Source organism: Streptomyces drozdowiczii, assembly GCF_026167665.1.
GTDB lineage: Bacteria > Actinomycetota > Actinomycetes > Streptomycetales > Streptomycetaceae > Streptomyces > Streptomyces drozdowiczii_A.
In genome coordinates this window covers 2,806,223-2,829,518 of sequence record NZ_CP098740.1, presented here as the reverse complement: position 1 = coordinate 2,829,518, position 23,296 = coordinate 2,806,223, and the positions used below count along the sequence as shown (strand labels likewise).

Below are 23,296 nucleotides of genomic sequence, written 5' to 3'. Positions count from 1 at the left end.
TAGCTCATGTCGCGAATCGGCAAGCTCCCCATCCAGGTTCCCGCCGGTGTGGACGTCACCATCGATGGCCGCACGGTCAACGTGAAGGGCCCCAAGGGCACCCTCACGCACACCGTCGCGTCGCCGATCGAGGTCACCAAGGGTGAGGACGGCGTCCTGAACGTCGTCCGCCCGAACGACGAGCGTCAGAACAAGGCCCTGCACGGCCTGTCCCGCACGCTGGTGGCGAACATGATCACCGGTGTGACCCAGGGGTACATCAAGGCGCTCGAGATCAGCGGTGTCGGTTACCGCGTCCAGGCGAAGGGCTCCAACCTGGAGTTCGCCCTGGGCTACAGCCACCCGATCCTGATCGAGGCCCCGGAGGGCATCACCTTCAAGGTGGAGACCCCCACGAAGTTCACCGTCGAGGGCATCGACAAGCAGAAGGTCGGCGAGACCGCGGCCAAGATCCGCAAGCTGCGGAAGCCTGACCCGTACAAGGCCAAGGGCGTCAAGTACGCCGGCGAGGTCATCCGCCGCAAGGTCGGAAAGGCTGGTAAGTAGCCATGGCATACGGCGTGAAGATCGCCAAGGGCGACGCGTACAAGCGCGCGGCTCGCAAGCGGCGCCACATCCGCGTCCGCAAGCACATCTCCGGTTCGCCGGAGCGTCCGCGCCTGGTCGTGACCCGCTCCAACCGCCACATGGTCGCCCAGATCATCGACGACATCGCGGGCCACACGCTCGCGTCGGCGTCGACCCTGGACGTCTCCATCCGTGGTGGCGAGGGCGACAAGAGCAGCCAGGCCAAGCAGGTCGGCGCCCTGGTCGCCGAGCGTGCCAAGGCCGCAGGCGTCGAGGCCGTCGTGTTTGACCGCGGTGGTAACCAGTACGCCGGGCGGATTGCCGCTCTGGCTGACGCCGCCCGTGAAGCCGGGCTGAAGTTCTAGCCCCGGTTCCTACGCACAGCGGACGTAACAGAGAGAGGTAAATCCAATGGCTGGACCCCAGCGCCGCGGAAGCGGTGCCGGTGGCGGCGAGCGGCGGGACCGGAAGGGCCGTGACGGCGGCGCTGCCGCCGCCGAGAAGACCGCGTACGTCGAGCGCGTCGTCGCGATCAACCGAGTCGCCAAGGTTGTGAAGGGTGGTCGTCGCTTCAGCTTCACCGCGCTGGTCGTGGTGGGCGATGGTGACGGCACCGTCGGTGTCGGTTACGGCAAGGCCAAGGAAGTTCCCGCGGCCATCGCCAAGGGCGTGGAAGAGGCCAAGAAGAACTTCTTCAAGGTCCCGCGTATCCAGGGCACCATCCCTCACCCGATCCAGGGTGAGAAGGCTGCGGGCGTCGTCCTGCTCAAGCCGGCTTCCCCCGGTACCGGTGTGATCGCCGGTGGCCCGGTGCGCGCCGTTCTCGAGTGCGCCGGCGTCCACGACATCCTGTCGAAGTCGCTCGGGTCCTCGAACCCGATCAACATCGTGCACGCGACCGTGGCGGCCCTCCAGGGCCTGCAGCGTCCCGAGGAGATCGCGGCCCGCCGCGGTCTGCCCCTCGAGGACGTCGCCCCCGCGGCCCTGCTTCGTGCGCGTGCGGGAGCGGGTGCGTAATGGCTCGCCTCAAGATCACGCAGACGAAGTCGTACATCGGCAGCAAGCAGAACCACCGCGACACCCTGCGTTCGCTCGGGCTCAAGCGCCTGAACGACTCGGTTGTCAAGGAGGACCGCCCCGAGTTCCGCGGCATGGTGCACACCGTCCGCCACCTCGTGACGGTTGAGGAGGTCGACTGACATGGCGGAGAACAAGCCGCTGAAGGCGCATGACCTCCGGCCTGCCCCGGGTGCCAAGACCGCCAAGACCCGTGTGGGTCGTGGTGAGGCGTCCAAGGGTAAGACCGCTGGTCGTGGTACCAAGGGCACCAAGGCCCGTTACCAGGTTCCGCAGCGCTTCGAGGGTGGGCAGATGCCCCTCCACATGCGTCTGCCGAAGCTCAAGGGCTTCAAGAACCCGTTCCGCACGGAGTACCAGGTCGTGAACCTGGACAAGCTCGCGACGCTCTACCCCGAGGGTGGAGAGGTCACGGTGGCCGACCTGGTCGCCAAGGGTGCCGTGCGCAACAACCACCTCGTCAAGGTCCTCGGACAGGGCGAGATCTCCGTGGCGCTGCAGGTTTCGGTTGACGCCGTCTCCGGCTCCGCCAAGGAGAAGATCACCGCCGCCGGCGGTACCGTCACCGAGCTCGTCTGAGACAACTCGGACACTCAGGTGGCCTGAACATCCGACCGGGGATGCCCTCTCAAATGGGGCATCCCCGGTTGGTCGTTCCTAGGGGGGCATGTACGCCGGTAAGGTGGCGTCCGTTGCTGTGGTATCCCCTGGGCGCACGCGCCCGGGCTCCTTGGCTTTTCGTATCCGTCGATCCTCAAGACCGTCACCTCTACGCTCTGCGCGGGGGTCGCAGGAGGCACCGTGCTCACCGGCTTCGCCCGGGCGTTCAAGACGCCCGACCTGCGCAAGAAGCTGCTCTTCACTCTCGGCATCATCGTGCTCTACCGGCTCGGGGCCCACATCCCGGTACCGGGCGTGAGCTACGAGAACGTCCAGACCTGTGTTGATCAGGCCAGCAAGGGCAACAACAGCCTCTTCGGCCTGGTGAACATGTTCAGCGGTGGTGCGCTGCTGCAGATCACGATCTTCGCGCTCGGCATCATGCCGTACATCACGGCCAGCATCATTCTCCAGCTGCTGACCGTGGTCATCCCCCGACTCGAGGCGCTCAAGAAGGAGGGGTCGTCCGGCCAGGCGAAGATCACGCAGTACACGCGTTATCTGACGGTCGCGCTCGCCATCCTCCAGGGCACCGGCCTGGTCGCCACCGCCCGCAGCGGCGCCCTGTTCAGCGGCTGCCCGGTCGCCGACCAGATCGTCCCGAACCAGTCGCTGTTCACGACCATCACGATGGTCATCACGATGACCGCCGGCACCGCCGCCGTGATGTGGCTCGGTGAGCTCATCACCGACCGCGGCATCGGCAACGGCATGTCGATCCTGATGTTCATCTCGATCGCGGCGACCTTCCCGTCGGCCATGTGGGCCATCAAGACCAGCGGCAAGCTGGCGGACGGCTGGATCGAGTTCTTCACCGTCATCCTGGTCGGCTTCGTCATGGTGGCCCTCGTCGTCTTCGTCGAGCAGGCCCAGCGCCGCATCCCGGTGCAGTACGCGAAGCGCATGATCGGACGCCGTTCGTACGGTGGCACCTCCACCTACATCCCGCTGAAGGTGAACCAGGCGGGTGTGATCCCCGTCATCTTCGCTTCTTCGCTGCTCTACATCCCGGCCCTGATCGTCCAGTTCTCCAACTCCAAGGCCGGCTGGGCCATCTGGATCCAGGACAACCTGACCAAGGGCGACCACCCGTACTACATGACGGTCTACTTCCTCCTGATCGTGTTCTTCGCCTTCTTCTACGTGGCGATCTCGTTCAACCCCGAGGAAGTCGCCGACAACATGAAGAAGTATGGTGGCTTCATCCCGGGTATCCGGGCTGGTCGACCTACTGCCGAGTACCTGAGCTACGTGCTCAACAGGATCACTTGGCCGGGCTCGCTGTACCTGGGTCTGATCGCTCTGGTGCCGACGATGGCGTTGGCAAGCTTCGGTGGCGCTAACCAGAACTTCCCGTTCGGCGGGACGAGCATCCTCATCATCGTGGGTGTGGGTCTGGAGACCGTGAAGCAGATCGAGAGTCAGCTCCAGCAGCGCAATTACGAAGGGTTCCTCCGCTGATGCGAATCGTCCTCGTCGGCCCGCCGGGTGCCGGCAAGGGAACGCAGGCCGCGTACCTTGCCAAGAACCTGTCGATTCCGCACATCTCCACGGGCGACCTCTTCCGCGCCAACATCAGCCAGGGCACCGACCTTGGCAAGCGGGCCCGCGCCTACATGGACGCGGGGCAGCTGGTGCCGGACGAGGTGACGATCGGGATGGCCAAGGACCGCATGTCCCAGCCGGACGCGGTCAACGGCTTCCTGCTCGACGGCTTCCCGCGCAACGTGGGCCAGGCCGAGGCTCTGGACGTGATGCTCAAGGACGAGGGCGTGAAGCTGGACGCCGTGCTCGACCTGGAGGTCCCCGAGGACGAGGTCGTGAAGCGGATCGCGGGTCGCCGCATCTGCCGCAACGACAGCGCGCACGTCTTCCACGCCACGTACAACCCGCCGAAGACCGAGGGCGTCTGCGACACCTGCGGCGGCGAGCTGTACCAGCGCGACGACGACAGCGAGGAGACGGTGCGTACCCGGCTGGAGGTCTACCACACGCAGACCGAGCCGATCATCGACTACTACCGGGCTCAGGACCTGGTGGTCACCATCTCCGCGCTCGGCAAGGTCACCGATGTGACCGACCGGGCCATGGAGGCGCTGAAGAAGTCCGCGGAGGACTGAGCGCCCACCCCGCAGTAGCGCAGTACAAGCCGGCCGCGGCGTCCTCGGACGCCGCGGCCGACTGCTTGCCGCCGCGTATCGTGGAAGACCCGCCCCCCGTTCACCGTCCCACCGGAAAGGCGCCGCAGCATGGTGCAGATCAAGACCCCGAGCAGATCGCGAAGATGCGCGAGGCGGGGCTGGTGGTCGCTGCCATCCACGCGGCCACCCGTGAGGCGGCGGTGCCCGGCGCCACCACCCGCGACCTGGACCAGGTCGCCCGCAAGGTGATCGCCGACCACGGCGCGAAGTCGAACTTCCTCGGGTACGGCGGGTTCCCCGCGACCATCTGCACCTCGGTGAACGAGGTCGTCGTCCACGGCATCCCGGACGACAAGACGGTCCTCAAGGACGGCGACATCATCTCCATCGACGCCGGCGCGATCGTGGACGGCTGGCACGGCGACGCCGCGTACACCGCCTTCGTCGGTACGGGGCACGCGCCGGAGCTGATCGAGCTCTCCCGGGTGACCGAGGAGTCGATGTGGGCCGGCATCGCGGCGATGAAGGTCAACAACCGCCTCGTCGACATCTCCAAGGCGATCGAGTCCTACATCCGCCGCCAGCCCCGCCCCGCCACCGGCAAGTACGGGATCATCGAGGACTACGGCGGGCACGGCATCGGCACCGAGATGCACATGGACCCGCACCTGCTGAACTACGTCTCCCGCAAGCGCGGCAAGGGCGTCAAGCTGGTCCCGGGCCTCTGCCTGGCCATCGAGCCGATGGTCTCGCTGGGCACCCCGCACACGGAGGTGCTGGAGGACGAGTGGACCGTGATCACCACGGACGGCACCTGGTCCTCGCACTGGGAGCACTCCATCGCCCTCACGGAGCAGGGCCCGCTGGTCCTCACCGCCCCGGACTGCGGCCGCGAGAAGCTGGCGCAGTACGGCATCGAGGCCGCTCCGGACCCCCTCGGCTGATTGGGGCCGCGCAGGAGGTCTAAGGATCTCCCGCGGTGGGCAAACTTGACGGATTCGCCTTTGGGAGTCCGCTGACGTAGACTGACTCGTCGGCTCTCGTGCATCCGTGTGCCCGCATACGAAGAACGAAAGTCGATCAAGGTAGCCGATTCGAAGGGCGAAGCGTGGCCAAGAAGCAAGGTGCCATCGAAATTGAGGGCACCGTGATCGAGTCCCTCCCGAACGCCATGTTCAAGGTGGAGCTCCAGAACGGTCACAAGGTCCTCGCGCACATCAGCGGCAAGATGCGTATGCACTACATCCGCATCCTCCCGGATGACCGGGTCGTCGTGGAGCTCTCTCCGTACGACCTGACGCGTGGCCGGATCGTCTACCGCTACAAGTAGATCTTGCCGCCGTCCGCTTCCGTGCGGACGTGGGCACTGACCCGGAGAACCTGACATCCCATGAAGGTCAAGCCGAGCGTCAAGAAGATCTGCGACAAGTGCAAGGTGATCCGCCGTCACGGCCGGGTCATGGTCATCTGCGACAACCTGCGCCACAAGCAGCGCCAGGGCTGACGCACGACCCCCTGCATCTCGCAGTTCGCGCGACGCACGTAACACGTACATACGCAGAGCCCGTCCAAGCCACGGCTGACGGCACCTCCGGCGGGGGCCGGGGACCCGGACGTACCACCTCTCCCAGCGAGGGGTCGGCGGTCGGGAGTGGTTCTGCGGAAGACCCCCGACTTAACAACTGGAGCCATTGAATGGCACGCGTTTCAGGTGTTGACATCCCGCGCGAAAAGCGCGTGGAGGTTGCCCTCACCTACGTCTTCGGTATCGGGCGCACCCGGTCCAAGGAGATCCTCGCCGCCTCCGGCGTGAACCCGAACACCCGCGTTCGTGACCTGGCCGAAGAGGACCTGGTCAAGATCCGCGAGTACGTGGACGCCAACCTCCGCACCGAGGGTGACCTCCGCCGCGAGATCCAGGCCGACATCCGCCGCAAGGTCGAGATCGGCTGCTACCAGGGTCTCCGTCACCGTCGCGGTCTGCCCGTCCACGGCCAGCGCACCAGCACCAACGCCCGTACCCGCAAGGGTCCGCGTCGCGCGATCGCCGGCAAGAAGAAGCCCGGCAAGAAGTAGTCCTCAGCGGACGCACTGCGGGCGACCGGCATATCCGGCCTCCGCAGCAACCAGCGGTCTTCGCTGTAGGACCGATCACCTCCCCTCTCCATCTGGAGTCAAGACATGCCCCCAAGGGACGTCAGGGCGCAGCCAAGAAGGTGCGTCGCAAGGAAAAGAAGAACGTCGCTCACGGCCACGCGCACATCAAGAGCACGTTCAACAACACGATCGTCTCGATCACGGACCCCACGGGCAACGTGATCTCCTGGGCCTCCGCCGGCCACGTCGGCTTCAAGGGCTCGCGCAAGTCCACCCCCTTCGCCGCGCAGATGGCCGCCGAGTCGGCCGCCCGCCGCGCGCAGGAGCACGGCATGCGCAAGGTCGACGTCTTCGTGAAGGGTCCGGGCTCCGGCCGCGAGACCGCGATCCGTTCGCTCCAGGCCACCGGCCTGGAGGTCGGTTCGATCCAGGACGTCACCCCGACGCCGCACAACGGCTGCCGTCCGCCGAAGCGGCGCCGCGTCTGAGTTGTCACGGCCGGTGACGGCCGTGCGCCAGTAGCGCCGGGTCCGGGCGGTACTCCTCTTCGGAGGCGTACCGCCCGTACCCTTGTTACATCTGTCGGGCATCAAATAGTGGGTGCCCCCGACTGAAGGATCACAGCATGCTTATCGCTCAGCGTCCGTCGCTGACCGAAGAGGTCGTCGACGAATTCCGCTCGCGGTTCGTCATCGAGCCGCTGGAGCCGGGCTTCGGCTACACGCTCGGCAACTCCCTGCGCCGCACGCTCCTCTCCTCGATCCCGGGTGCCGCTGTCACCAGCATCCGCATCGACGGTGTCCTGCACGAGTTCACCACCGTGCCGGGCGTCAAGGAGGACGTGACCGACCTCATCCTCAACATCAAGCAGCTGGTCGTCTCCTCGGAGCACGACGAGCCCGTCGTGATGTACCTGCGCAAGCAGGGCCCCGGCCTGGTCACCGCCGCGGACATCGCTCCGCCGGCCGGTGTCGAGGTGCACAACCCGGACCTCGTCCTCGCCACGCTGAACGGCAAGGGCAAGCTGGAGATGGAGCTGACCGTCGAGCGCGGTCGCGGCTACGTCTCCGCCGTCCAGAACAAGCAGGTGGGCCAGGAGATCGGCCGTATCCCGGTCGACTCCATCTACTCGCCGGTGCTCAAGGTCACGTACAAGGTCGAGGCGACCCGTGTCGAGCAGCGCACCGACTTCGACAAGCTGATCGTCGACGTCGAGACCAAGCAGGCCATGCGTCCGCGTGACGCGATGGCTTCGGCCGGTAAGACCCTGGTCGAGCTGTTCGGTCTGGCGCGCGAGCTCAACATCGACGCCGAGGGCATCGACATGGGCCCGTCGCCGACGGACGCCGCGCTCGCGGCGGACCTGGCGCTGCCGATCGAGGAGCTGGAGCTCACGGTCCGCTCGTACAACTGCCTCAAGCGCGAGGGCATCCACTCGGTGGGCGAGCTGGTGGCCCGCTCCGAGGCGGACCTGCTCGACATCCGCAACTTCGGTGCGAAGTCGATCGACGAGGTCAAGGCGAAGCTGGCCGGTATGGGCCTGGCGCTGAAGGACTCGCCTCCCGGCTTCGACCCGACCGCCGCCGCCGACGCCTTCGGCGCCGACGACGACGCGGACGCCGGTTTCGTGGAGACCGAGCAGTACTGAGCCTGTACTCCGGCGATTGAAGACGTGTCCTCAATCGCCGGACGGGCTTGATTTCACACTTCCGCGCGGCGGCCGCCGCGTGGGAACTGACATCGGTACCTGATACGGCCGGTGCAGCACACAAGGAGAAAACCCATGCCGAAGCCCGCCAAGGGTGCCCGTCTGGGCGGCAGCGCCGCGCACGAGAAGCTTCTTCTCAACAACCTCGCGAAGTCGCTGTTCGAGCACGGCCGCATCACCACGACCGAGGCCAAGGCGCGCCGCCTGCGTCCGGTCGCGGAGCGTTTCATCACCAAGGCGAAGAAGGGCGACATCCACAACCGTCGCCTGGTGCTGCAGTCGATCACGGACAAGGGCGTCGTCCACACGCTCTTCACCGAGATCGCCCCGCGGTACGAGAACCGCCCCGGTGGTTACACCCGCATCACCAAGATCGGCAACCGTCGTGGCGACAACGCCCCGATGGCCGTCATCGAGCTGGTCGAGGCGCTGACCGTGGCGCAGCAGGCCACCGGTGAGGCCGAGGCCGCCACCAAGCGTGCGGTCAAGGAAGACGCGGCCAAGAAGGACGAGACCCCGGTCGAGTCCGTCGAGGACGCGAAGGACGCCTGAGCGTTCCGGAACCACTGAACGGGTCCGCATCACCCTCCGGGGCGGTGCGGGCCCGTTCGGCTGTGCGGGATCTTGAGAGGATGCGCTGGTGAGTGACGAGGTGGAGCCCGGCTTCGTACGGGTACGGCTGGACCTGGCCTACGACGGCAAGGACTTCTCGGGCTGGGCGAAGCAGACCGCGCGGCGGACGGTCCAGGGCGAGATCGAGGATGCGCTGCGGACCGTGACCCGCTCCTCACGCACGTACGACCTGACGGTGGCCGGCCGCACCGACGCCGGGGTGCACGCCCGGGGCCAGGTCGCCCACGTCGACCTGCCGGAAGAGGTGTGGGCCGAGCACGCCGAGAAGCTGCTGCGGCGGCTCGCCGGGCGGATGGCCCCCGATGTGCGGGTCTGGCGGATCAAGGAGGCACCGCCGGGGTTCAACGCCCGGTTCTCCGCGCTGTGGCGCCGTTACGCGTACCGCGTCGCCGACCGCCCCGGCGGCGTCGACCCCCTCGTCCGGGGCCATGTGCTCTGGCACGACCGGCCGCTGGACGTGGCCGCGATGAACGCCGCAGCGGCGCGGATGACCGGGGAGCACGACTTCGCGGCGTACTGCAAGAAGCGCGAGGGCGCGACGACGATCCGGACGCTCCAGAAGCTGCACTGGGTGCGCGACGCGGAGACCGGGATCATCACCGGGACCGTGCAGGCGGACGCCTTCTGCCACAACATGGTGCGGGCCCTCGTCGGGGCGATGCTCTTCGTGGGCGACGGGCGGCGCCCCGATCCGTGGCCGGCCGAGGTGCTGGCCGCCGCCGTGCGCGACCCCGGGGTGCATGTGGTGCGCCCGCACGGGCTGACGCTGGAGGAGGTCGCGTATCCGGCGGACGAGCTGCTGGCGGCGCGCGCGGTGGAGGCGCGCAATGTGCGGACGCTCCCCGGGGCGGGCTGCTGCTAGGTGGTCGTGATGTCGGCGGCGGCCGACGCCTGGACCTCGCCGCGGTGGCGGATGCGGCGGAACGTGTAGTCCGTCAGGTCGTCGCCGGTCGTGTAGACGTCCTTGTCGGCCTTGGTGGCGTCGCGGCCGTCCGTGAAGCCGCCGACCGTGAAGTACGCGTACCGGCCGTACGAGTTCGCCGTACGGCGGCAGATCACGCCGTCGCGGCAGAAGACCGGGATGCCCGAGCCGCTCAGCGAGGCCAGGCCGCCGGTCGCCAGCTGGGCGGTGCGTTTCGCCTGGGCCTCCGTGTCGAAGACCGCGATGCCGACGGTGACCGCCACGCCGTCGCGGCTGTACGTGGCCCGGATGACCTGGTCGCAGCCGTTGGCGGTGAGGACCGCGCCCAGCGCGCCCTGGGTGGTCGCCGCGCACTGCTTGGTGCGGTGGGTGGCGCCCCTGGCGTACGTACGGCCTCCGGCGGTCAGCTTGTCGTCGGGGAAGAAGGCGTCCACGTCGACCGGCAGCCGGTCCTTCTTGACGTCGGCGATGTAGTCCCGGGGGTCCGGCGGGGGCGGGGGTGCCACCGAGGAGAAGGACGGCTCGGGGGCGGGGAGTCCGGTGGGCAGGCCGTCCGCCGTGGGCGCCTCGCTCGCGTGCTTGCCGGCGGAGGGGCCGCCGCCGTTCGCGGAGACCACCGCCGTCGCCACGACCGCGGCGACGGCCGCCGCGGTGAGGGCGCCGCCGCCGATCAGCAGCCACTTCTTGCGCCGGGCGCGGGCCGCGGAGGCGTCGGCCAGCGCCTCCCAGTCGGGAGTGCCGCCGCTGCCGGGCTCCTCGGGCCCCTTGGAAGGCCCCCCGTCCCCAAAGCTCATGCCGCGCATCCTAGACGCCGCGTAATCCGGTTGGGCCAAGCGTCCGGTGCCCGTGACAATGCTCTGTATGGGACATCTCGAAGCGGGCCACCTTGAGTACTACCTTCCGGACGGGCGGGTGCTGCTCGGCGATGCCTCGTTCCGGGTGGCCGACGGTGCCGTCGTCGCCCTCGTCGGGGCGAACGGGGCCGGCAAGACCACGCTGCTGCGGCTGCTCGCCGGGGAGCTGCAGCCGCACGGCGGCTCGGTGTCGGTGAGCGGCGGGCTCGGCGTGATGCGCCAGTTCGTCGGCTCGGTCCGCGACGAGCGCACCGTCCGCGACCTGCTGGTCTCCGTGGCGCAGCCCCGTATCCGGGAGGCCGCGCTCGCCGTCGACCGGGCCGAGGAGCGCATCCTCACCGTGGACGACGAGGCCGCGCAGATGGCGTACGCGCAGGCGCTGAGCGACTGGGCGGAGGCGCGCGGCTACGAGGCCGAGACGGTGTGGGACATGTGCACCATGGCCGCGCTCGGCGTCCCGTACGAGAAGGCGCAGTGGCGCGAGGTGCGCACGCTCTCCGGCGGTGAGCAGAAGCGGCTGGTCCTGGAGGCCCTGCTGCGGGGCCCCGACGAGGTGCTGCTCCTGGACGAGCCGGACAACTATCTGGACGTGCCCGGCAAGCGGTGGCTGGAGGAGCGGCTGAGGGAGACCCGCAAGACGGTGCTCTTCGTCTCCCACGACCGGGAGCTGCTGTCCCGCGCCGCACAGAAGATCGTCAGCGTGGAGCCCGGCCCGGCCGGCAGCGACGTCTGGGTGCACGGCGGCGGCTTCGACACGTACCACCAGGCCCGCAAGGAGCGGTTCGCCCGCTTCGAGGAGCTGCTGCGGCGCTGGGAGGAGGAGCACAAGCGGCTGAAGGCCCTCGTGCACCGGCTGCGCCAGCAGGCGGCGATCAGCCCCGACATGGCGAGCCGCTACCACGCGATGCAGACCAGGTTCCGGAAGTTCGAGGAGGCCGGCCCGCCGCCGGAGCCGCCGCGCGAGCAGGACATCCGGATGCGGCTGCGCGGCGGCCGGACCGGGGTGCGCGCGGTGACCTGCGAGGGCCTGGAGCTGACCGGCCTGATGAAACCGTTCGACCTGGAGGTCTTCTACGGGGAACGGGTCGCGGTCCTCGGCTCCAACGGGTCCGGCAAGTCCCACTTCCTGCGGCTGCTCGCGGGCGAGCCCGTGGCGCACACGGGGGAGTGGAAGCTCGGTGCGCGGGTGGTCCCCGGGCACTTCGCGCAGACCCACGCGCACCCGGAGCTGCTGGGCCGCACGCTGGTCGACATCCTGTGGACCGAGCACGCCAAGGACCGGGGCGGGGCGATGTCCGTACTGCGCCGCTACGAGCTGGAGCGGCAGGGGGACCAGCCGTTCGAGAAGCTGTCCGGCGGGCAGCAGGCCCGGTTCCAGATCCTGCTCCTGGAGCTGACCGGCACGACCGCGCTGCTGCTGGACGAGCCGACGGACAACCTGGACCTGGAGTCGGCGGAGGCGTTGCAGGACGGTCTGGAGGCGTACGAGGGCACGGTGCTCGCGGTGACGCACGACCGCTGGTTCGCGAAGAGCTTCGACCGGTACCTGGTCTTCGGCTCGGACGGGGTCGTCCGCGAGACGTCGGAGCCGGTGTGGGACGAGCGGCGGGTCGAGCGGGCGCGGTAGGGGACGCGTTTTGACCCGTCCGGGGCCGGACGGGTAGTCTCGACGTTTGTTATGCGTATGGGCTGCGTCTTCTTGACGCGCAGAGCCTTTGCGCAGGTTCTCTGGAGCAGTTACCAGTGGCTCGCATACGGGCGTCGTCCCGGCATTGTGTGCCCCAGCTGCATGATCGCTTCAGAGGTGTCGTGTGTCTGGACCCCATCCACTGAAGAAGCGAAGGCTACGAAGTGCGTACGTACAGCCCCAAGCCCGGCGATGTGACCCGTCAGTGGCACATCATTGACGCGCAGGACATTGTCCTGGGCCGTCTCGCCACCACGGCTGCGAACCTCCTGCGAGGCAAGCACAAGGCGATTTACGCCCCCCACATGGACATGGGCGACTTCGTCATCATCATCAACGCCGACAAGGTTCACCTGTCCGGCAACAAGAGGACCCAGAAGATGGCGTACCGCCACTCCGGGTTCCCGGGTGGTCTGCGCTCCGTGCGCTACGACGACCTCCTCGCGAACAACCCCGAGAAGGCCGTCGAGAAGGCCATCAAGGGCATGATCCCCAAGAACTCCCTGGGCCGCCAGATGATCTCGAAGCTGAAGGTCTACGCGGGTGACCAGCACCCGCACGCTGCGCAGCAGCCGGTTCCGTACGAGATCACCCAGGTCGCGCAGTAGTCCCGGCCTCCCCCCTAAGACGCAAAGAAAGATCTGAGGAGAATCGTGGCCGAGACCACTGTTGAGACCGTCGAGGGCACCGAGGGCGAGGAGAACTTCGCCGAGGTGACCACCTTCGAGTCCGAGGTCCCCGTCGAGGGTGAGTACACCTCCGAGTCGCTCGCCGGCCGCTTCGGCGACCCGCAGCCCGCCGCCGGCCTGGGCCGTCGCAAGAACGCCATCGCCCGCGTCCGGATCGTTCCGGGCACCGGCAAGTGGAAGATCAACGGTCGCACCCTCGAGAGCTACTTCCCGAACAAGGTGCACCAGCAGGAAGTCAACGAGCCCTTCAAGGTGCTCGAGCTCGACGGCCGTTACGACGTCATCGCCCGCATCGCGGGTGGCGGCGTCTCGGGTCAGGCCGGCGCCCTGCGCCTGGGTGTGGCCCGCGCGCTGAACGAGGCGGACGTGGACAACAACCGCGCGACCCTGAAGAAGGCCGGCTTCCTCTCCCGCGACGACCGTGCGGTCGAGCGCAAGAAGGCCGGTCTCAAGAAGGCCCGCAAGGCCCCGCAGTACAGCAAGCGCTAAACCGCCTGCTCATCCGCGTTACACGTTCGCCCCGGCGGCACCTCTCGTGCTGCCGGGGCGTTCGTTTATCGACATCCTCGGGCATATAACGGCATAAGGCGTTCATAGGCTTGTTGGTTGCGTGATCTGATCTTTTGCGTTTCGGAGCACTTTCGGAGGACACCAGTGGGACGACTCTTCGGCACGGACGGCGTGCGCGGTGTCGCCAATGCGGATCTGACGGCCGAGCTCGCGCTCGGCCTCTCGGTGGCCGCGGCACACGTACTGGCCGAGGCGGGCACCTTCGAGGGCCATCGGCCGACGGCCGTGGTCGGCCGTGACCCGCGCGCCTCCGGAGAGTTCCTGGAGGCGGCCGTCGTGGCCGGTCTGGCGAGCGCCGGCGTCGACGTCCTGCGCGTCGGCGTGCTGCCGACCCCGGCCGTGGCCTACCTGACCGGCGCGCTCGGCGCCGACATCGGGGTCATGCTCTCCGCCAGCCACAACGCCATGCCGGACAACGGTGTCAAGTTCTTCGCCCGGGGCGGCCACAAGCTCGCCGACGAGCTGGAGGACCGCATCGAGACGGTCTACGAGCAGCACCGCACCGGTGAGCCGTGGACCCGCCCCACCGGCGCCGGCGTCGGCCGCGTCACGGACTACGTGGAGGGCTTCGACCGGTACGTCGCCCACCTCATCGGCGTCCTCCCGAACCGCCTCGACGGCCTGAAGGTCGTCCTGGACGAGGCGCACGGCGCCGCCGCCCGCGTCTCGCCCGAGGCGTTCGCCCGCGCCGGGGCCGAGGTCGTCACGATCGGCGCCGAGCCGGACGGGCTGAACATCAACGACGGCTGCGGCTCCACCCACCTGGCGCTGCTGCGCGCCGCCGTCGTCGAGCACGGCGCGGACCTGGGCATCGCCCACGACGGCGACGCCGACCGCTGCCTGGCCGTGGACGCGGCGGGCGAGGAGGTCGACGGCGACCAGATCCTCGCCGTGCTGGCCCTCGCCATGCGCGAGGCCGGACAGCTGCGCCGGGACACCGTGGTCGGCACCGTGATGTCGAACCTCGGCTTCAAGCTGGCCATGGAGCGCGAGGGCATCCAGCTCGTCCAGACGGCCGTCGGCGACCGCTACGTGCTGGAGTCCATGAAGGCCGAGGGCTACGCGCTGGGCGGCGAGCAGTCCGGCCACGTCATCGTCCTGGACCACGCCACGACCGGCGACGGCACCCTGACCGGCCTGATGCTCGCGGCCCGGGTCGCCGCGACGGGCCGCTCGCTCGCCGAGCTGGCCGGGGTCATGGAGCGCCTGCCGCAGGTCCTGGTCAACGTCCCGGACGTGGACAAGGCCCGCGTGCACACCTCGCAGGAGGTGGCCGCCGCCGTCGCCGAGGCCGAGCGCGAGCTGGGCCACACCGGCCGCGTGCTGCTGCGCCCCTCGGGTACGGAGCCGCTGGTACGGGTCATGGTCGAGGCGGCGGACATCGAGCAGGCCCGTACGGTGGCGGGGCAGCTGGCGGACGTCGTGAAGTCGGCGCTGGGCTGACGGCCCGGAGGGGCGGGCCGGTGCCCGCCCCTCAGCGCGTCGGCGCCGAGGGCTTCGTACGGGCGCGCTGGTGGGCCCGCTGGTGGCGCCGGGTCGTCCGCCACAGCGCCTTCTGCACCAGCAGCGTCAGCGTGCCCGCGAGCACGATCCCGCCGAGGTTCGCCAGCAGCTGCTGGACGGACCCGGTCATCTGGCCGTAGTCCCGGTAGCTGAAGGCCACCGCCGCGTTGGCGGCCGCCGGCACCGTGGTCACCGAGATCGCGACCCCGATGAGCGCGCCGGACTTCGCCGAGGTCAGCGAGAGCGTGCCCGCGATCCCGGCCAGGAACGCCACGACGAACGACATCCAGTCCGGCTGCCAGACGAACGCGGTGTTGGGCCGCTTCCCCTCGATCATCGACATGTCGAACAGCCCGAAGGCGTCCATCAGCCAGGCGAAGCCCACCGTCAGCAGCATCGCCGCCGCGAACCCCCCGATCAGCGCGATCAGCGAGCGCCCCACCAGGCGCGGGGCGCGCTGCACCAGCGCCGTCGAGATCCCGGCCAGCGGCCCGAACTCGGGCCCCACCGCCATCGCGCCCACGATCAGGATCGCGTTGTCCAGCATCACCCCGCAGGCGGCGAGCATCGTCGCCACCGCGAGGAACGCGACATAGGTGGCGCTGAACGTCGAGTCGTCGTGCGTGGCCTCGACCAGCTCCTCCCAGAGCACCGCGTCCGAACCCTCGCCCGGCGCCGCCTCCTCCGCCCGGTCGGCGCGCGCGGAGAGCGTCAGGTCCATGTTCTCGACGGTGATCGCGCCGAAGTCGTCGAGCCCGAGCCGGCGCAGCTCGGCGATCAGCTCGTCGCCCGCCTCGCGCGCCACGTCGCACAGCACGATGTCGCCCACCGGGTCGCGCGCGACGCCCGGCAGCACCGCGAGGTGCGCGGTGCCGACGGTGCGCTCCAACAGGTCCGTCACCTCGTCCGTGCGGTCGGCGGGGACGAGCAGGCGCAGATGCAGCACGGAAACCCTTTCCGGAGTCAGAGCTTGCGCAGGGACAGCCGCTGGACCTTGTGGTCGGGCCCCTTGCGCAGCACCAGCGTGGCACGTCCGCGGGTCGGCGCCACGTTCTCCACGAGATTCGGCCGGTTGATGGTGCGCCACATGGTGGCCGCGTACTCCATCGCCTCGGCCTCGGAGACCTGGGTGTACTTGCGGAAGTACGAGGACGGGTCCTGGAACGCCGTCTCGCGCAGCTTCCGGAAGCGGTTGAGGTACCAGGTCTCGATGTCCTCCGGCTTGGCGTCCACGTACACGCTGAAGTCGAAGTAGTCGGCGAGCCCGACCCTGGTGCGGCCGTCCTTGCCGGGCAGGGCGGGCTGGAGGACGTTCAGCCCCTCCACGATGAGGATGTCCGGGCGGCGCACGGTGAGCCGTTCGCCGGGGACGATGTCGTAGATCAGGTGGGAGTAGACCGGGGCGGTGACCTCGTCCTTGCCCGCCTTGATGTCGGCGACGAAACGGGTGAGGGCGCGCCGGTCGTACGACTCCGGGAACCCCTTGCGGGACATCAGGCCGCGCGCGTGGAGCTCCTTCATCGGCAGCAGGAACCCGTCGGTGGTGACCAGCTCGACCCGGGGGTGCTCCGGCCAGCGGGCCAGCAGCGCCCGGAGGATGCGCGCGGTGGTGGACTTGCCGACGGCGACACTGCCCGCGACGCCTATGACGAACGGGGTGCCGCGCTGCGCGCCCTGCCCGTTGCCCGCGTCGCCGAGGAAGGTGTTCAGCGCGCCGCGCAGCCCGGAGGTGGCCTGCACGTACAGGTTCAGCAGCCGCGAGAGCGGCAGGTAGACGTCCCGCACCTCGTCGAGATCGATGACGTCGCCGAGCCCGCGCAGCCGCTCCACCTCCTCGGCGGTCAGCGGCAGCGGCGTCTTGTCGCGCAGCGCGCTCCACTCCGCCCGGGAGAGGTCGACGTACGGCGTCGCCGCGTGCTCGGCGCGGCGGGGGCTCCGTGCGGGTGAAGTGATCACGTCTTCATTGTCGCGGGAGTTCCACGGGAGCGGGGGGTGGGCTCGGTCACGGTGGCGGTGCGGGCATACCGGTGCGGGCCCGGTTCCGGGGCGCTGGTAGCCTGCCGCCCCGCCTTTCTCCTACGCGGCAATGAGGTGCAAATGAGATCAGGCAGAACCGGGGTCGTGGCGGCGCTCGCGGGGGCTCTGGCCCTTTCGGCGTTCACGGCACCGACGGCGCGGGCCGCCGACACCGGGATCACGGTGTCGCGGATCGTCGTCAACGGGGGGAAGCCCATCGTGGTGGGCACCACGGAGGTGAAGGAGCCCCCGGTCACGTTCCGGATCACCCTTCCCCCGGGGTACAGCACGGCCGACCCCTTCGCGTACGACGCGGAACCGTTTCTGTACCACGGGACCACGCCGGCCAAGGGCATCGACAGCGGTGGGCTCCAGATGGGGATCTACACCTGCTACGAGAAGAGCGACCGGATCGCGGACTGCGAGGGGTCCCTGTACGTGGACCCGTACTACCGGCTGGACTCCAACAACGACGCCACGACCTGGAAGATCGGCGTCAAGGCGCAGCTGTTCCGCGACGACTCCCACCTCGTGGCCGAGGAGTACCTGGCCACCTCCGGGACGGTCCAGATCCGGCGCTATGCCAAGGCCACCGTCGACGCCGCGCCCGAGCCGGTGGCGAAGGGCAAGCCGATCACCGTGACCGGCACCCTGAAGCGGGCGGACTGGGTGAAGCACGCGTACACCGGGGTGGCGGACGCGTCCGTCCAGTTGCAGTTCCGGCCCAAGGGCACCACCTCGTACAACACCGTGAAGACGGTGCGGTCCAGCTCCACGGGCGCGCTGAGGGCGACGGTCACCGCGACCCTCGACGGGGACTGGCGGTGGAGCTTCGGCGGCTGGTCCACCACGGGCGGCGCGGTCTCGTCCGCCGACTACGTCGATGTGAGCGGCGCGGGCGGGATCGTCAGGGAGATGCACGCACGGCCCTGGTGACCTGCGGCGATGCGGGCCGGGTGCGCTTCGGGGCACCCGGCCCGCTTCTCTTCGGTGCCGGGTTCGGCAATCCGGAAGAAGCAAAACGGACGGTTCGCCAGCAGTCTCTTCGCACACGTATGTGTTTTCTCGAAGGGACCTCGTATGGATCACTCAGGAATGCCAGGAATGACGGGTATGCCGGGGATGGAGTCCACCGTTTCGACGGCGGACACCCTGGGGGCCGTCTTCATCATCGCCTGGGCCGTCGCGATGTGGGCCGCCGTCGCCGTGCTGGCGGTCGGGAACCGGCGGTCGGTGCGGCCGTGGGTGTACAAGTTCGCCGTGGCGCTCATCGGCATCGGTGTCGTGGGCCAGGTCGGCCACTTCCAGGAGCATGTCGCGCAGGCCGCCTACTGGATCGCGCACCCGTACGACCCGGCGTGGATGACCCCGTGGGGCAACAGCTTCTCCCGGGGCCTCGGGCAGATCGACCCGAGCAAGCCGTCGCTCGGGATGGAGATCCTGCACCTGGCCGGGAACTTCATCTTCCTCGCCGGACTGGTCGGCATCGTGCAGATCACGCACCGGGTCACCGGGGAGCTGAAGTCGCGCAAGTGGGCCCGGATGGGCGTCTGGATGCAGGGCATACACGGCCTGGAGCACATCGTGCTGACCGCCTCCATCGCGCTCGGAGCGAGCCGGGCCATCGGCCTCTCGACCTGGTTCGGCGCCATCGAGCCCGGCCCGGCGCTGGTCACGTACCGCGTCTGGTGGCACTTCGTGGCCAACGCGGTCGGCACGGTCATCCTCGGGATCTCCGTCTACCACCTGTGGAAGGAGAAGCGGGCGGTCAAGGCGAGCTTCGCGCCCGTGGAGGAGGCCCCGGCCGTGCTCCCCGCCGAGGACGGCCCCGCGCGCACCCTCGAACCGGCGGGGCGCCCCTGACCGTGGCTCCGCGCACTCCCGCCGTACGGAAAGGAGCCGGCCGGGCACCCCGAGAGGTGTCCGGCCGGCTCTGTCGCGTACGGGACGGGTCAGTCCGTGCCGGCCTCCATCGCCGCGCGGTCCAGCATCTCGTCCTGGTCCGAGACCTCGCCGCGCGAGGCGATGGCCTCGGCGCCGCCCTCGGGGAGCTGGCCGATCAGGCCGGTGGCGGCGGCCTGGGCCGCGCCGATGGCCGGGTTCGCGGTGCCGATCATGCCGAGGCCCGCGTACTGCTCCAGCTTGGCGCGGGAGTCCGCGATGTCCAGGTTCCGCATGGTGAGCTGGCCGATGCGGTCGACCGGGCCGAAGGCGGAGTCCTCGGTGCGCTCCATGGAGAGCTTGTCCGGGTGGTAGCTGAAGGCCGGGCCCGTGGTGTCGAGGACCGAGTAGTCCTCGCCGCGCCGCAGCCGCAGGGTCACCTCGCCGGTGACGGCCGTGCCGACCCAGCGCTGGATCGACTCGCGGACCATCAGCGCCTGCGGGTCCAGCCAGCGGCCCTCGTACATCAGCCGGCCGAGGCGGCGGCCCTCGTTGTGGTACTGGGCGAGGGTGTCCTCGTTGTGGATGGCGTTGACCAGGCGCTCGTACGCGGCGTGCAGCAGGGCCATGCCGGGGGCCTCGTAGATGCCCCGGCTCTTGGCCTCGATGATCCGGTTCTCGATCTGGTCGGACATGCCCAGGCCGTGGCGGCCGCCGATGGCGTTCGCCTTCAGGACCAGGTCGACGGCGGTCTCGAACTTCTCGCCGTTGATCGTGACCGGGCGGCCCTGGTCGAAGCCGATCGTGACGTCCTCGGTCTCGATCTCGACCGACGGGTCCCAGAACCGCACGCCCATGATCGGCTCGACGGTCTCCACACCGGTGTTCAGGTGCTCCAGCGTCTTGGCCTCGTGGGTGGCGCCCCAGATGTTGGCGTCCGTGGAGTACGCCTTCTCGGTGCTGTCCCGGTAGGGCAGGCCGTGGGCGACCAGCCACTCCGACATCTCCTTGCGGCCGCCGAGCTCCGTCACGAACTCGGCGTCCAGCCAGGGCTTGTAGATGCGCAGGTGCGGGTTGGCCAGCAGGCCGTAGCGGTAGAACCGCTCGATGTCGTTGCCCTTGAACGTGGAGCCGTCGCCCCAGATCTGGACGTCGTCCTCCAGCATCGCCCGGACCAGGAGCGTGCCGGTGACCGCGCGGCCCAGCGGCGTCGTGTTGAAGTACGCCCGGCCGCCCGAGCGGATGTGGAACGCCCCGCACGTCAGCGCGGCCAGGCCCTCCTCCACGAGTGCGGCGCGGCAGTCGACCAGGCGGGCGAGCTCGGCGCCGTACGTCTTGGCGCGGCCCGGGACCGAGGCGATGTCGGGCTCGTCGTACTGGCCGATGTCGGCGGTGTAGGTGCACGGGACGGCACCCTTGTCGCGCATCCACGCGACCGCGACCGAGGTGTCGAGGCCGCCCGAGAAGGCGATGCCGACGCGTTCGCCGGTGGGCAGGGAGGTGAGGACCTTGGACATAGGAAGATTATGCATCATCTCGCATGATCATGCAACGCCCCGTGTGCGACGCTTCCGGGAATACCCCTAGGGGGTATGTGGTTGAGAGGGGCGGTACGGGAAACCCGTCCCGTACCGCCCGACGGAGGGAAGCGCGATGGATCACGTCCACCACGGCGGTCACGCCACCTGGCGGATGGCGGCGCAGGCGACCCTGCACTGCCTCACCGGCTGCGCGATCGGCGAGATCCTCGGCATGGTGATCGGCACGGCGGCCGGCCTGCACAACGGCGCCACCGTGGCCCTCTCCATCGCCCTGGCCTTCGTCTTCGGTTACGCGCTGACCATGCGCGGCGTCCTGAAGGCGGACGTGCCCCTGCGGCAGGCGCTGAAGGTGGCGCTGGCCGCCGACACGCTGTCGATCGCCGTCATGGAGCTCATCGACAACACCGTCATGGTCACCATCCCCGGCGCCATGGACGCGGGCCTGTCCGACGTCCTCTTCTGGGGCGCGCTCGCCGGCTCGCTGGCCCTCGCCTTCGTCATCACCACACCGGTCAACCGCTGGATGATCGGACGCGGCAAGGGCCATGCCGTGGTGCACGCCTACCACTGAGGGCCCACGGGCTCACTTCCGCCAGAACAGGTGGTGCGTCACCCCGCTCGGGCTCGGTACGACGTCCAGGTGGAAGCGGTCGCGGAGGTCGTCCGGGGAGTCCCAGAGGCGCATGCCCGTCCCGAACTTCACCGGGGACACCGCCACATGCAGGGTGTCGACCAGGTCGGCGTCCAGGAACTCCCGGATGGTCGAGACCCCGCCGCCGAGCCGGACGTCCTTGCCCTGCGCGGCCTCCCGGGCCTGGGCGAGGACGTCGGCGGGCTCGCCGTCCACGAAGTGGAAGGTGGTGTCGGAGAGCGTGAAGGAGGGCCGCTTGTGGTGCGTCAGGACGAACACCGGGGTGTGGAACGGCGGCTCGTCGCCCCACCAGCCCTGCCACTCGTGGTTCTCCCACGGACCGCGCTGCGGGCTGAACTTGTTGCGGCCCATGATCTCGGCGCCGATGTTGAGCGAGAAGTCCCGCGTCATGTAGTCGTCCAGGCCCCGGCTGCCGCCCGGGTCCCTCCGGCCCGGCCAGCTCGCGGTCGCCCCGGCCCAGGAGAACAGCTGCCCCGGGTCGACATGGCCGAAGGGCCGCTCCAGGGTCTGGTTCTCCCCGCAGGCGACCCCGTCGGCGGAGACGGTGAAGTTCTGGACCTTCAGCAGTTGAGTCATGGGTGCTCTTCTCCCGGTGATGGGTGACAACGCAAGGGGTGACTCCTCGGGGGGCCCGGACTCATCGCCGTACGCCGCCCCGATTTCTCATCCCACCGTAAGCACCGCGTTCCCCCGCACCCGGCGCGCCCGGATGTCCGTGATGGCGTCCCCGGTGCGCGACCAGTCGCGGACCGAGCCTATCTCCGGGTGCAGCCGCCCGCCCGCCACCAGCCGTACCAGGGTGGCGAGTTCGGCGGCATACGTGGTGTCGGCGCGGGTGTAGTCGAAGTGGGCGATACGGGCCTGGGCGGGGCCGCCGAAGAAGTCGAAGAAGTCCAGCGTGACCGGGGTGCGGCTCGCCTGGCCGAACCAGACCAGCAGGCCGCCCGGGGCCAGCCGGGCCAGCGCGGCCGGCAGCGAGTCCCCGCCCACCGACTCCAGGACCACGTCGTACGGCCCCTCCGCGTCCTCCGGCGAGGTCACCACCGCCTCGGCCCCCAGCTCCAGCAGCCGCGCCCCGCGCTCCCGGGTCGCGCTCACCGCCGTCACCGCCGCGCCCGAGGAGGCCGCCAGCTCCGTGACGTAGTGGCCGACGCCGCCGCTCGCCCCGGTGAGCAGGACCCGCCGCCCCGCCACCGGACCGGCCGCGCGCAGCAGGCGCAGCGCGGTGATCCCGGCGAGCGGGAGGGCCGCCGCCGTCACCGCGTCCACGCTGTCGGGGAGCGCGGCGAGGCTGTGCACCGGGACGGCGACGCGCTCGGCCCAGCCGTACGCGGGCGGGTGGCCGACGACGCGGGTACCGGCGGCCGGGCCGGTCCCGTCGGCCGCCGCCCGGACGACCGTGCCGGCGACGTCCTTGCCGGGGCGCCAGCCGGGCCACCGGCGGTCGAGCTGCCCGTCGAGCTGGAAGGACTCGCCCCGGTTGACCGAGTACGCCTCGACCGCGACCAGGGCCTCGTCGGCGGCGGGTTCGGGCTCGGGGGCGTCGCCGATCCGGACCGTGCCGCCCTCGTCGGCGGCGGGAAGTTGTGCGCGCATGGTGGGCTCCTCAGCTCCTCAGCTCCTCGGCTGCTCAGGCGAAGACGACGTTGTGGGCGTGCAGGGTGTCGAAGTGCTCCCGGACGGCGGCGATGCGGCCGTCGCGCACGGTGAAGACGGCCAGGCAGTGCTGGTCGTACCGGCCGCCCTTCCGCGTCAGCGCGCGTGTCTTCCATTCCGCGAGCACCCGCTCGCCCTCCGCGATCACTCCCAGGAACTCCATCTCCACGGTCTCCGGCACCAGCCGGGCGGTCATCGTCGCCACGAACTCGTCGAAGATCTCGTCCGGGCCGGTCCAGGTGCCCGAGACGGGCAGGTCACCGGCGAGCGTCCAGGTGGTGTCGGCGTCGAAGAACGCCCTCAGCCGGTCCATGTCGCCCGCGGCGAGGGTCTTCATGTAGTCGAGGACGACGTCCTTGGGGGTGCTGTGCATGATCGTGAATCCCTTCCTCCGTGTTGTTCCCGACGCTACGGAGACCGGGGCCGCGCAGGGAAAGACCTG

The 23,296-nt window shown here is 69.5% G+C and carries 28 protein-coding genes and 1 pseudogene; 22 read left to right on the top strand and 7 right to left on the bottom strand.

Annotated elements, in window-relative coordinates; translation table 11 throughout:
- The first annotated feature begins 6 nt into the window (after window positions 1–6).
- The 15 genes and pseudogenes from rplF (at window position 7) to truA (ending at window position 9,745) form a co-directional block, all read left to right on the top strand.
- Complete coding sequence (gene rplF, locus NEH16_RS12630; RefSeq protein ID WP_018101218.1) at window positions 7–546, top strand: 50S ribosomal protein L6; 540 nt, start codon at window positions 7–9, stop codon at window positions 544–546.
- Window positions 547–548: 2 nt separating this feature from the next.
- A complete protein-coding gene (gene rplR / locus NEH16_RS12625) occupies window positions 549–932 on the top strand; it encodes a 50S ribosomal protein L18 (RefSeq protein ID WP_018101217.1) in 384 nt (127 codons plus the stop codon).
- A 46-nt stretch (window positions 933–978) separates the two neighbouring features.
- The gene (gene rpsE, locus NEH16_RS12620; protein ID WP_018101216.1) at window positions 979–1,584 is read left to right on the top strand and encodes a 30S ribosomal protein S5; all 606 of its coding nucleotides are present in this window, start codon (window positions 979–981) and stop codon (window positions 1,582–1,584) included.
- Complete coding sequence (gene rpmD, locus NEH16_RS12615; protein WP_003966943.1) at window positions 1,584–1,766, top strand: 50S ribosomal protein L30; 183 nt, start codon at window positions 1,584–1,586, stop codon at window positions 1,764–1,766. The genes rpsE and rpmD overlap by 1 nt, the downstream gene beginning before the upstream one ends.
- A gap of 1 nt (window position 1,767) precedes the next feature.
- A complete protein-coding gene (rplO, locus tag NEH16_RS12610) occupies window positions 1,768–2,223 on the top strand; it encodes a 50S ribosomal protein L15 (protein WP_018101215.1) in 456 nt (151 codons plus the stop codon).
- Between the two features lie 222 nt (window positions 2,224–2,445).
- On the top strand, window positions 2,446–3,765 hold the full coding sequence (gene secY / locus NEH16_RS12605) for a preprotein translocase subunit SecY (protein ID WP_073964432.1): 1,320 nt from the start codon (window positions 2,446–2,448) through the stop codon (window positions 3,763–3,765).
- Window positions 3,765–4,424 carry an adenylate kinase gene (locus NEH16_RS12600; protein WP_073964431.1) on the top strand — a complete coding sequence of 220 codons (660 nt, stop codon included), beginning with the start codon at window positions 3,765–3,767 and terminating at the stop codon, window positions 4,422–4,424. Before secY ends, NEH16_RS12600 begins: the two co-directional genes overlap by 1 nt.
- 129 nt (window positions 4,425–4,553) lie before the next feature.
- Window positions 4,554–5,389 (top strand): annotated as a pseudogene (gene map, locus NEH16_RS12595) (type I methionyl aminopeptidase).
- A 164-nt stretch (window positions 5,390–5,553) separates the two neighbouring features.
- Complete coding sequence (gene infA / locus NEH16_RS12590) at window positions 5,554–5,775, top strand: translation initiation factor IF-1 (protein WP_003956442.1); 222 nt, start codon at window positions 5,554–5,556, stop codon at window positions 5,773–5,775.
- 60 nt (window positions 5,776–5,835) lie between these two features.
- Entirely contained in the window at window positions 5,836–5,949 is a 114-nt protein-coding gene (gene rpmJ / locus NEH16_RS12585) for a 50S ribosomal protein L36 (RefSeq protein ID WP_003956441.1), read from the top strand.
- Between the two features lie 191 nt (window positions 5,950–6,140).
- Complete coding sequence (gene rpsM, locus NEH16_RS12580; RefSeq protein ID WP_018101211.1) at window positions 6,141–6,521, top strand: 30S ribosomal protein S13; 381 nt, start codon at window positions 6,141–6,143, stop codon at window positions 6,519–6,521.
- A gap of 92 nt (window positions 6,522–6,613) precedes the next feature.
- Window positions 6,614–7,030 carry a 30S ribosomal protein S11 gene (gene rpsK, locus NEH16_RS12575; RefSeq protein ID WP_265547168.1) on the top strand — a complete coding sequence of 139 codons (417 nt, stop codon included), beginning with the start codon at window positions 6,614–6,616 and terminating at the stop codon, window positions 7,028–7,030.
- Between the two features lie 137 nt (window positions 7,031–7,167).
- A complete protein-coding gene (locus tag NEH16_RS12570) occupies window positions 7,168–8,190 on the top strand; it encodes a DNA-directed RNA polymerase subunit alpha (RefSeq protein ID WP_003966937.1) in 1,023 nt (340 codons plus the stop codon).
- Between the two features lie 135 nt (window positions 8,191–8,325).
- Window positions 8,326–8,802 (top strand): 50S ribosomal protein L17, encoded by a 477-nt coding sequence (gene rplQ / locus NEH16_RS12565; protein WP_073964429.1) that lies wholly within the window; start codon window positions 8,326–8,328, stop codon window positions 8,800–8,802.
- 88 nt (window positions 8,803–8,890) lie between these two features.
- Window positions 8,891–9,745, top strand: a complete 855-nt coding sequence (truA, locus tag NEH16_RS12560) for a tRNA pseudouridine(38-40) synthase TruA (RefSeq protein WP_073964428.1) — start codon at window positions 8,891–8,893, stop codon at window positions 9,743–9,745.
- Here truA and NEH16_RS12555 read toward each other — a convergent pair.
- Window positions 9,742–10,599, bottom strand: coding sequence for a hypothetical protein (locus tag NEH16_RS12555; RefSeq protein WP_265542084.1), 858 nt, complete (start codon window positions 10,597–10,599; stop codon window positions 9,742–9,744). The two genes, truA and NEH16_RS12555, sit on opposite strands and share 4 nt — an antisense overlap.
- 58 nt (window positions 10,600–10,657) lie before the next feature.
- On the opposite strand from NEH16_RS12555, the gene NEH16_RS12550 reads away from it, so the two are divergent.
- The 4 genes from NEH16_RS12550 to glmM all read left to right on the top strand — a co-directional run bounded on the left by NEH16_RS12550 (window position 10,658) and on the right by glmM (window position 15,048).
- Window positions 10,658–12,286, top strand: coding sequence for an ABC-F family ATP-binding cassette domain-containing protein (locus tag NEH16_RS12550; protein ID WP_265547166.1), 1,629 nt, complete (start codon window positions 10,658–10,660; stop codon window positions 12,284–12,286).
- A gap of 224 nt (window positions 12,287–12,510) precedes the next feature.
- Entirely contained in the window at window positions 12,511–12,954 is a 444-nt protein-coding gene (gene rplM / locus NEH16_RS12545; protein WP_073964425.1) for a 50S ribosomal protein L13, read from the top strand.
- A gap of 45 nt (window positions 12,955–12,999) precedes the next feature.
- Window positions 13,000–13,524, top strand: a complete 525-nt coding sequence (gene rpsI, locus NEH16_RS12540) for a 30S ribosomal protein S9 (protein WP_073964424.1) — start codon at window positions 13,000–13,002, stop codon at window positions 13,522–13,524.
- Between the two features lie 165 nt (window positions 13,525–13,689).
- A complete protein-coding gene (glmM, locus tag NEH16_RS12535) occupies window positions 13,690–15,048 on the top strand; it encodes a phosphoglucosamine mutase (RefSeq protein WP_073964423.1) in 1,359 nt (452 codons plus the stop codon).
- A 31-nt stretch (window positions 15,049–15,079) separates the two neighbouring features.
- Here glmM and NEH16_RS12530 read toward each other — a convergent pair whose 3' ends face one another.
- Window positions 15,080–16,054, bottom strand: a complete 975-nt coding sequence (locus tag NEH16_RS12530; RefSeq protein ID WP_265542081.1) for a DUF389 domain-containing protein — start codon at window positions 16,052–16,054, stop codon at window positions 15,080–15,082.
- Between the two features lie 17 nt (window positions 16,055–16,071).
- The gene (gene coaA, locus NEH16_RS12525; protein ID WP_018101201.1) at window positions 16,072–17,064 is read right to left on the bottom strand and encodes a type I pantothenate kinase; all 993 of its coding nucleotides are present in this window, start codon (window positions 17,062–17,064) and stop codon (window positions 16,072–16,074) included.
- Window positions 17,065–17,205: 141 nt separating this feature from the next.
- Here coaA and NEH16_RS12520 point away from each other — a divergent pair, with 141 nt between their 5' ends.
- Both NEH16_RS12520 and NEH16_RS12515 read left to right on the top strand, forming a co-directional pair.
- Window positions 17,206–18,060: a hypothetical protein gene (locus NEH16_RS12520; protein ID WP_265542078.1), complete on the top strand. Its 855-nt coding sequence runs from the start codon at window positions 17,206–17,208 to the stop codon at window positions 18,058–18,060.
- Window positions 18,061–18,228: 168 nt separating this feature from the next.
- Window positions 18,229–18,987: a DUF6008 family protein gene (locus tag NEH16_RS12515; RefSeq protein WP_374215660.1), complete on the top strand. Its 759-nt coding sequence runs from the start codon at window positions 18,229–18,231 to the stop codon at window positions 18,985–18,987.
- Window positions 18,988–19,076: 89 nt separating this feature from the next.
- Here NEH16_RS12515 and argG read toward each other — a convergent pair whose 3' ends face one another.
- Window positions 19,077–20,522: an argininosuccinate synthase gene (gene argG, locus NEH16_RS12510; RefSeq protein WP_073964420.1), complete on the bottom strand. Its 1,446-nt coding sequence runs from the start codon at window positions 20,520–20,522 to the stop codon at window positions 19,077–19,079.
- A 136-nt stretch (window positions 20,523–20,658) separates the two neighbouring features.
- Here argG and NEH16_RS12505 point away from each other — a divergent pair, with 136 nt between their 5' ends.
- Window positions 20,659–21,117 carry a DUF4396 domain-containing protein gene (locus NEH16_RS12505; RefSeq protein WP_073964419.1) on the top strand — a complete coding sequence of 153 codons (459 nt, stop codon included), beginning with the start codon at window positions 20,659–20,661 and terminating at the stop codon, window positions 21,115–21,117.
- 12 nt (window positions 21,118–21,129) lie between these two features.
- Here the strand turns inward: NEH16_RS12505 and NEH16_RS12500 are convergent, their stop codons facing one another.
- From NEH16_RS12500 to NEH16_RS12490, 3 genes are all read right to left on the bottom strand, one after another.
- Window positions 21,130–21,774 (bottom strand): dihydrofolate reductase family protein, encoded by a 645-nt coding sequence (locus NEH16_RS12500; protein ID WP_265542072.1) that lies wholly within the window; start codon window positions 21,772–21,774, stop codon window positions 21,130–21,132.
- Between the two features lie 87 nt (window positions 21,775–21,861).
- Window positions 21,862–22,794 (bottom strand): zinc-binding dehydrogenase, encoded by a 933-nt coding sequence (locus NEH16_RS12495; protein ID WP_265542070.1) that lies wholly within the window; start codon window positions 22,792–22,794, stop codon window positions 21,862–21,864.
- A 34-nt stretch (window positions 22,795–22,828) separates the two neighbouring features.
- On the bottom strand, window positions 22,829–23,227 hold the full coding sequence (locus tag NEH16_RS12490; protein WP_265542069.1) for a nuclear transport factor 2 family protein: 399 nt from the start codon (window positions 23,225–23,227) through the stop codon (window positions 22,829–22,831).
- Between the last annotated feature and the right edge of the window lie 69 nt (window positions 23,228–23,296).

Bases quoted from the DNA above. Each gene is read 5' to 3' on its own strand.
- NEH16_RS12490 (WP_265542069.1), bottom strand. From the start codon at position 23,227: ATGCACAGCACCCCCAAGGACGTCGTCCTCGACTACATGAAGACCCTC.
- rplO (WP_018101215.1), top strand. From the start codon at position 1,768: ATGGCGGAGAACAAGCCGCTGAAGGCGCATGACCTCCGGCCTGCCCCG.
- argG (WP_073964420.1), bottom strand. From the start codon at position 20,522: ATGTCCAAGGTCCTCACCTCCCTGCCCACCGGCGAACGCGTCGGCATC.
- NEH16_RS12500 (WP_265542072.1), bottom strand. From the start codon at position 21,774: ATGACTCAACTGCTGAAGGTCCAGAACTTCACCGTCTCCGCCGACGGG.
- rpsE (WP_018101216.1), top strand. From the start codon at position 979: ATGGCTGGACCCCAGCGCCGCGGAAGCGGTGCCGGTGGCGGCGAGCGG.
- rpmD (WP_003966943.1), top strand. From the start codon at position 1,584: ATGGCTCGCCTCAAGATCACGCAGACGAAGTCGTACATCGGCAGCAAG.
- rplQ (WP_073964429.1), top strand. From the start codon at position 8,326: ATGCCGAAGCCCGCCAAGGGTGCCCGTCTGGGCGGCAGCGCCGCGCAC.
- NEH16_RS12520 (WP_265542078.1), top strand. From the start codon at position 17,206: ATGAGATCAGGCAGAACCGGGGTCGTGGCGGCGCTCGCGGGGGCTCTG.
- rplR (WP_018101217.1), top strand. From the start codon at position 549: ATGGCATACGGCGTGAAGATCGCCAAGGGCGACGCGTACAAGCGCGCG.
- rpsM (WP_018101211.1), top strand. From the start codon at position 6,141: ATGGCACGCGTTTCAGGTGTTGACATCCCGCGCGAAAAGCGCGTGGAG.
- NEH16_RS12495 (WP_265542070.1), bottom strand. From the start codon at position 22,794: ATGCGCGCACAACTTCCCGCCGCCGACGAGGGCGGCACGGTCCGGATC.
- NEH16_RS12600 (WP_073964431.1), top strand. From the start codon at position 3,765: ATGCGAATCGTCCTCGTCGGCCCGCCGGGTGCCGGCAAGGGAACGCAG.
- NEH16_RS12515 (WP_374215660.1), top strand. From the start codon at position 18,229: ATGACGGGTATGCCGGGGATGGAGTCCACCGTTTCGACGGCGGACACC.
- rplF (WP_018101218.1), top strand. From the start codon at position 7: ATGTCGCGAATCGGCAAGCTCCCCATCCAGGTTCCCGCCGGTGTGGAC.
- NEH16_RS12555 (WP_265542084.1), bottom strand. From the start codon at position 10,599: ATGAGCTTTGGGGACGGGGGGCCTTCCAAGGGGCCCGAGGAGCCCGGC.
- NEH16_RS12570 (WP_003966937.1), top strand. From the start codon at position 7,168: ATGCTTATCGCTCAGCGTCCGTCGCTGACCGAAGAGGTCGTCGACGAA.
- NEH16_RS12550 (WP_265547166.1), top strand. From the start codon at position 10,658: ATGCTCTGTATGGGACATCTCGAAGCGGGCCACCTTGAGTACTACCTT.
- rpmJ (WP_003956441.1), top strand. From the start codon at position 5,836: ATGAAGGTCAAGCCGAGCGTCAAGAAGATCTGCGACAAGTGCAAGGTG.
- NEH16_RS12505 (WP_073964419.1), top strand. From the start codon at position 20,659: ATGGATCACGTCCACCACGGCGGTCACGCCACCTGGCGGATGGCGGCG.